General features: G+C 34.3%; 7 protein-coding genes. 1 reads left to right on the forward strand and 6 read right to left on the reverse strand.

Annotated features, from left to right (window positions below):
• Positions 1-435: DsbA family protein (locus tag RT405_RS03710; RefSeq protein ID WP_313467655.1), on the forward strand; the 435-nt coding region annotated here is incomplete at its 5' end.
• Between the two features lie 61 nt (positions 436-496).
• Here the strand turns inward: RT405_RS03710 and pepF are convergent.
• From pepF to RT405_RS03740, 6 genes are all read right to left on the reverse strand, one after another.
• Positions 497-2,323, reverse strand: coding sequence for an oligoendopeptidase F (gene pepF, locus RT405_RS03715; protein WP_313467657.1), 1,827 nt, complete (start codon positions 2,321-2,323; stop codon positions 497-499).
• 83 nt (positions 2,324-2,406) lie between these two features.
• Entirely contained in the window at positions 2,407-3,588 is a 1,182-nt protein-coding gene (locus tag RT405_RS03720; RefSeq protein ID WP_313467659.1) for a competence protein CoiA family protein, read from the reverse strand.
• Between the two features lie 130 nt (positions 3,589-3,718).
• Positions 3,719-4,384 carry an adaptor protein MecA gene (locus RT405_RS03725; protein WP_313467661.1) on the reverse strand — a complete coding sequence of 222 codons (666 nt, stop codon included), beginning with the start codon at positions 4,382-4,384 and terminating at the stop codon, positions 3,719-3,721.
• A 230-nt stretch (positions 4,385-4,614) separates the two neighbouring features.
• Complete coding sequence (gene spxA / locus RT405_RS03730) at positions 4,615-5,013, reverse strand: transcriptional regulator SpxA (RefSeq protein WP_313467663.1); 399 nt, start codon at positions 5,011-5,013, stop codon at positions 4,615-4,617.
• A 412-nt stretch (positions 5,014-5,425) separates the two neighbouring features.
• A complete protein-coding gene (locus RT405_RS03735; RefSeq protein ID WP_313467665.1) occupies positions 5,426-6,370 on the reverse strand; it encodes an ATP-binding cassette domain-containing protein in 945 nt (314 codons plus the stop codon).
• Position 6,371: 1 nt separating this feature from the next.
• On the reverse strand, positions 6,372-6,838 hold a 467-nt coding region (locus tag RT405_RS03740; protein WP_396163193.1), incomplete at its 5' end, for an oligopeptide/dipeptide ABC transporter ATP-binding protein.

Consider the following 6,838-nt stretch of genomic DNA (forward strand, 5'->3'; position numbering starts at 1 on the left):
GAGCTTTTCTTTCAAATTTATGACGCTTGTTTAGCTTACGCGGCTGCCTCTATGCAAGGCAAGAAAAAAGGACGCGTATTTTTAATGGAATTACAACAAGCAATAACTGTAGAAAACCAGCCATTTTCACAAAAACTAATCCAAGAAACCGCCCAAAAAGCCAAGTTAGATATTCCAATGTTTTTAGAAGACAAAAAATCTGAATTTGCTAAAACAGTCTTTGAATCTGATCAAAAAATTGCTCGAGAAATGCAAGTTCTCAGTACACCTTCTTGTGTAGTTTTCAGTGATCAAACTAAAAACCATGGCGTCTTAGTCGAAGAAGAAATCACAATAGAATTGCTGCAAGAATTATGCAATGAAGCAGATACTACCAAACCAGCGCCTTATCGTGCTCTTTCTGATTCGAAAAAAAGCAACCTTCATGTTCTTTGATCTATACTAGCTAATGAAAAAGACTTCCTGCAGTTTGAGCTGTAGGAAGTCTTTTTTTAGGCTATTCGTCAGTTTTCAATGTGCTTACCAATGCTTCTAATTCATTTAACCTTGTTTCAAAAACTTTCATTGCATCAGCGAGATAAGCTTTTTCCGTCATATCCACTCCTGCTTTTTTCATTACCTCGATTGGGTAATCACTGCTTCCAGATTTCAAATAAGTTAAATAATTTGTCAACGCACTGCCGCTTTTATCTTTCAAAATTTTATCAGCTAAAGCTGTTGCTGCTGAAAAACCTGTAGCATACTGATAAACATAGTAGTTATAGTAAAAATGCGGTATTCTCGACCACTCTAAAGCAATTTCTGGATCTTCTTCAACTGCTGGCCCGTAATAACGTGTATTTAGAGTGCCATAGTTCTGGTTTAAAAATTCACTAGTTAGAGGAGTTCCTTTAGCCGCTTCTTCGTGAATGAAATGTTCAAATTCCGCAAATTGTGTTTGTCGGAAAATCGTTCCTTTAAACCCATCTAAATAATGATTCAAAATATAGGCACGTACCTTAGGGTCATGCTGAGTTTCCAATAGATATTCCGTCAAAATATTTTCATTAGTTGTAGAAGCAATTTCAGCTAGGAAGATAGAATAATCGCCATAAACATACGGTTGATTAGAACGCGTAAAATAACTATGCACACTGTGTCCCAGTTCATGTACAAGTGTATATAAATGGTTTAAAGAATCATGCCAGTTTAATAGAATATAAGGATTTGTTTCATAAGCGCCGGAAGAGTACGCTCCGCTTCTTTTCCCAACATTTTCCACTACGTCAATCCAACGGTCTTCAAAAGCTTTTTCCAGTACAGAACGATATTCTTCACCTAATGGTTTTAATGCCTCTAAAGTAGCTGTTTTTGCTTCCTCATAGGTAAATTTAATACTTGCTTCTCCTGTGATAGGTGTATATAGGTCATACATATGCAATGTATCCACTTTAAGTAATTCTTTTCTTAATGCGACATAGCGGTGCAGCAAAGGCAACTGTTCTCCAACCACTTCTAATAGTGTATCGTAGACTTTTTCTGGAATATGACCAGCTGATAACGCTGCTTCTCGGGCAGACTGATAATGGTGAATCGCTGCATTGTAATTATGGTATTTAACATGAGAAGAGAGCGTGCTTGCAAAAGTATTGTTCAACCCTTGATAGACTTTGTAAAGATTTTTAAATGCAGCTTCACGAACAGAACGATCTGTACTTTCTATTAATTGCCCATAAACACCATGAGACAATTGGATATCTTCTCCATTTTCATCTTTTATGGTTGGAAATTGAAGATCAGCATTATTCAAAACGTTGAACGTCCGGCTAGAAGCTCCAAAAATCTCTCCAGCTCCTGCTAAAAGTGCTTCTTCATTTGCAGATAAAACGTGTTCTCTTGAGAACGTTAATTGGTCAATAAAATGTTGGTACAATGCCAGCTCTTTATTTTCCTTTAAAAAGTCTGTTAATTTTTCTTCAGGTATTTCTAACACTTCCGGTTCAAACCAAGAAATGGCTTCTCCGATTTTAGTTGCCAATAAAGAAGCGCGATCATACATCGCTTGATAATCAGCATTTGTAGTATCCTGGTCATTTTTTAAGTGGGCATAAACGTAAATGGTCTCCAACTGATTTGAAACTTCTAAAATATATTCTATACTTTGTAAAAAAACAGCTGAGCTTTCACCAAGTTTCCCTTTAAATTCAGCTATTTTCTCAATTTTTTGTTCTAATTCTTGATAGGATGTATAAAAGGCTTCATCTGATTCAAAAATAATTTCTAAATCCCAAGTTAATGCTTGAGGAACTTCTTCGCGTTTTGGTAATTTTTTAGACTCATTCATTAATATAACCCTCCTAAAATTTCATCACTTTCTAATTTTAACATAACTTTTAGATAAGTGCAGAGGAATTAGTGTTGTCTGTTTTATTTTTTGAAACAAGAAAAGTCTGTTAGCTTTTCTTGCTCACTTAAGTAAAAATGAGGCTCTGATAGAATCAGCCATTGATTAGGTAAAACTTCTGCTAAAATGTTACATTGAACTAATAAGTGAATAAATGGATCGATTGCTTTTCTTTTTTCCGTTAAAGGAATCATAGGGGTCGAATAAAAAGTAAGGTGTTTATCTTTTACCATTTGTTTAAGCTGAGAAGTGATTTCCAATCTTGTGATGACAGTTCCTAAAGATTTTTTTGTAATCCATTCCAACAGAATGAATTTCCAAAAATGCGGGAGTGTTTTAATGATTAGTTTATTTTCAACCGGAAAGTAAACTTCTTGAGGAAGAGACACTAAGGAATGTCCTCGTTGATAAATATACTTTTGAAATAATACCATTTCGGTTTCCTGATACATTCTACTGCGGTTTAAGAAATGATGACTGGCTAATAATTCTTTGGCAATGGTTTTATTTTTCATCTTTTTAAATTGGCGGTTCTGACAAGGAGTTTTTGTAACGATATCCGTTAAAGCGGTTAATTTAGATGAAGCTAATTCAACAAGTATCTCTTTGAATGCAACTGCAGATCCTAATTGATTTTGTTGAATATCTGTACAGATGTTCAGTTGTTCACGGTAAACATCTAAGAAAAACATACAATAACCTGATTTCTTAAATTTGTACATAAACATTCGCTGAAAGGCAGATATGCTGGAAGTGAGTTTAAATTGTGACCCGAGTACCCAATATACTTCATAGTTGTTCTTTAGATATCCCTCCGTTCTTTCGACCATTCTTTCCTGTGATAGCGAACTACATTGGAACTCAACAGCAACAGCTCTTTTTTCATTTAACCATATAAGCAGATCGGGACGTTGCTTTAATTCAGGTAAGTAGGCTTCTAATTGGCATGGGTATCCTTGTTGAATAAACCAATTGAATAAAAGCTGCTTTCCCAATACATGTTCCTCTGTTTCTCCTTCTGAAAACATTTGACAATTGGATTGAGCATAATGCGAAAAATGTGCTTGTTTTATTTTTCCTTTTTTCAAAAAAACCGGTGCTTTACATCCAGGACAACTATAGAGGTCATGTTTTGATAACTGTTTCATTATTTTTATTTTAGCAGCATGGACATGCTTATTATCTTGGTTCAAAGCGATTAGCATTTATCACACTTCCTTTTTTTGCAGTTGTTTATACTATTCGCAAACCATCACGAATTTCTTTTAAAACTGCAAAAAAACTTCCGAAAAGATTGCTCTCTCGGAAGTTTTTTATCTGTTGCTTAAAAAGCTATTATTTAAAATAGTAGCGTGTTAACTCTAATGCACTATTTTCCATAATCAATTGTCCATGTTCAGTCAGCACACCATGAGTGATCGGCGTTTTTTCTGCAAACTCTAACGCTAAAGAAATTTCTTCTTCTACACTTCGCTCAGTAGTTTCCTCAGTAAAAAATACTAAATAAAGGAAATAACTATTTTTATAAAAGTAAAGACTAGTTGCTGCATTATCTAAATATAAGCGTTTAGATAATGAAATCATATCTTCAAATTCATTAAAACGCAAAACAACTTCTTGAGTTGGTCTTTCTATCGCATTCAAATATTCTTCAATGTCATTTACTTGGTCATCTTCACTCAATTGTTTTTTAATGAGATCAGAAAAATTACCTGTATCAAAATTATCGGAGGCAGAAGATAGATCAATATCTTCGCTTAGTGGTCCACCCTTGCTAATGAATAATTCTAATCCATTTCCATTCGGCAACACTTGAAACGTAATTGCATCGGATTCATGGAACTGTTCATCTACATCAACCTCTTCTAAAATACTGTAAAAGAAGTTTTCTATTTGTTTATGGTTGCCTAAAAGATCTAAAAAGGTAATGCCTCTTTCTTCTAGATCAGTACTTTCAATGAGTACACGGATTGTATTTTCATTTATATGTTCCATTTCCATAGTCCTACACCTCACTTCTTCATTTCCGCATTGTCTTTTGACAATAGCAGAAATATTTATACTAATTATTTTAAAGCAAATATATTAAATGTAAAGGTAAAAGTACTTAAAAACTAGCGTCTTACTAAATGTTTCCTTTTCTATCTACATTGAGTAACAGTTAAATAAAAGTTCAACGTAAAATTTCTTAATGAAATTTACGTTGAACTTTATTAACTTACTTTTCTTTTTTAATAACCCACAATTTGTTGAGCTAACTGCAATTCAAGAGCACGAACTTCTCTAGGCAAGAAGCGACGTATTTCGTCTTCGTTATATCCCACTTGTAATCTTTTGTCGTCTACCATAATTGGTCGACGCAGCAATCCGGGATTTTCCTGAATTAAAGCAAACAAGTCTAAAAGAGGAAGATTGTCTAAATCAACATCTAAATCTTGAAAAACTTTTGAACGAGTAGAAATAATTTCTTCTGTTCCGTCTTCAGTCATTCGTAAAATAGATTTTATTTCAGAAACTGATAGTGGTTCTGAAAAGATATTTCTCTCTTTATAAGTAATGTTGTTTTCTTCCAACCAAGCACGTGCTTTGCGGCATGAAGTACAACTAGGTGATGTGTATAAAGTAACCATATGTTATTCTCTCCTTTTTTAGGCGGATCGATCTAGCCAATAAAATGATTTTAATGACATCCTTAACTAACTGGCTTACAAGAACCATTATACACTGTTTATAAAGAAAACGCCACCCTTTTTGTCAATTATTTGTCACTTTTAAGATTTTTTCCTCATTTTTTTTCCTTTTAATTGTTTCTCGTTCACATTTATCGCTTATAAATGCTGGAAAATCAATCTTTCTTTACAAAAATGTATATTTATAAACATTATCATTAAGACATTAATATAAATAACAAGAATAAGAAACATAAATACATAAACAATACATTACATTTTTATGCATCTTTTAAGTTGTTCTAAACTTAGAATAAAAAAAGCAAAGGAACTATCCGATGAACGGATTTCCTTTACTTTTTCCAGTAATTTCTTATTTTTCTGTGTAACTGGCTTTCTTAGCTTTTAAAGCTGCAACATCTGATTCGCGGCAATAAACAAAATGTCCAGGTGTAATTTCCCTTAATTCTTCTGCCTCACCATTTGATTCTCTTGGAATATATGGTGTTCTAACACGATTCCGTTCGTATTCAGGATCGGGCAATGGAACAGCAGACAGCAAACTTTCTGTATAAGGATGTAATGGACGGTTATAAACTTCTTCAGCCGACGCTAATTCTAATAATTTCCCACTATTCATTACTCCGATACGATCACTAATATATTTTACCATTGACAAATCGTGGGCAATAAACAAGAACGTTAAATCTTTTGTTTTTTGCAATTCCATCAATAAGTTTACTACTTGGGCTTGAATAGAAACATCCAATGCAGAAATAGGCTCATCAGCAATAATAAACTTCGGCTTAACCGCTAAAGCTCTGGCAATACCGATACGTTGTCGTTGTCCACCTGAAAACTCATGGGGATAACGAGACGCATGATCGGGATTCAGTCCAACCGTTTTAAGTAATTCATCTACTTGTTGGTTTCGGTCTTCTGTTGAAGTTGCCAAACCATGGATATCAATACCTTCAGCAATAATATCTCGGATTTTCATTTTAGGATTTAATGAAGCATAAGGGTCTTGAAAGATCATCTGCATATCTCTTCTGAAACTCAGCATATCTTTTTTCCCTTTAATACTATGAACTTTAGTTCCTTCAAAATCAATCTCACCAGCTGTTGGATCATAAAGACGAATGATCGAACGTCCTGTCGTTGATTTTCCTGAACCAGACTCTCCAACTAATCCAAAAGTTTCTCCTTTATAGATATCAAAAGTTACATCATCTACTGCGCGGACTTCGTTATTCGTACCTTCATTAAAGTATTGTTTTAATCCTTTAACTTCTAAAATTTTCTCTTTTTGTTTCATTTTAGACGCCTCCTTTTACTTCATTTTCGGCATTAGAAATGGAGGTTTCTTTCTTATATTGCGTTTTAGAAAATTTTTGTTCATAAATTTCTTGTCTTGCTTTGATTTCAGCAGGCGGCTCTACTGCTGGAGCATCTGGATGCAATAGCCAAGTAGCTGCATAATGCGTATCTGAAATCTTAAATAAAGGCGGTTCTAGTTCCGTATCAATTTTCATTGCATATTCATTACGTGGCGCGAATGCATCGCCTTTAGGCGGGTCTAATAGATCAGGAGGTGTACCCGGAATCGCATACAAGGATTCTTTAATCTCCAATGTTGGCATTGAACTGATCAATCCCCAAGTATAAGGGTGACGCGGGTTATAGAAAATTTCATCTACTGTTCCTACTTCAACAATTTTACCTGCATACATAACAGCAACACGATCAGCAACATTGGCTACTACTCCTAAATCATGAGTAATAA

Source organism: Carnobacterium sp., from assembly GCF_032094055.1.
Taxonomy (GTDB): Bacteria; Bacillota; Bacilli; order Lactobacillales; family Carnobacteriaceae; genus Carnobacterium_A.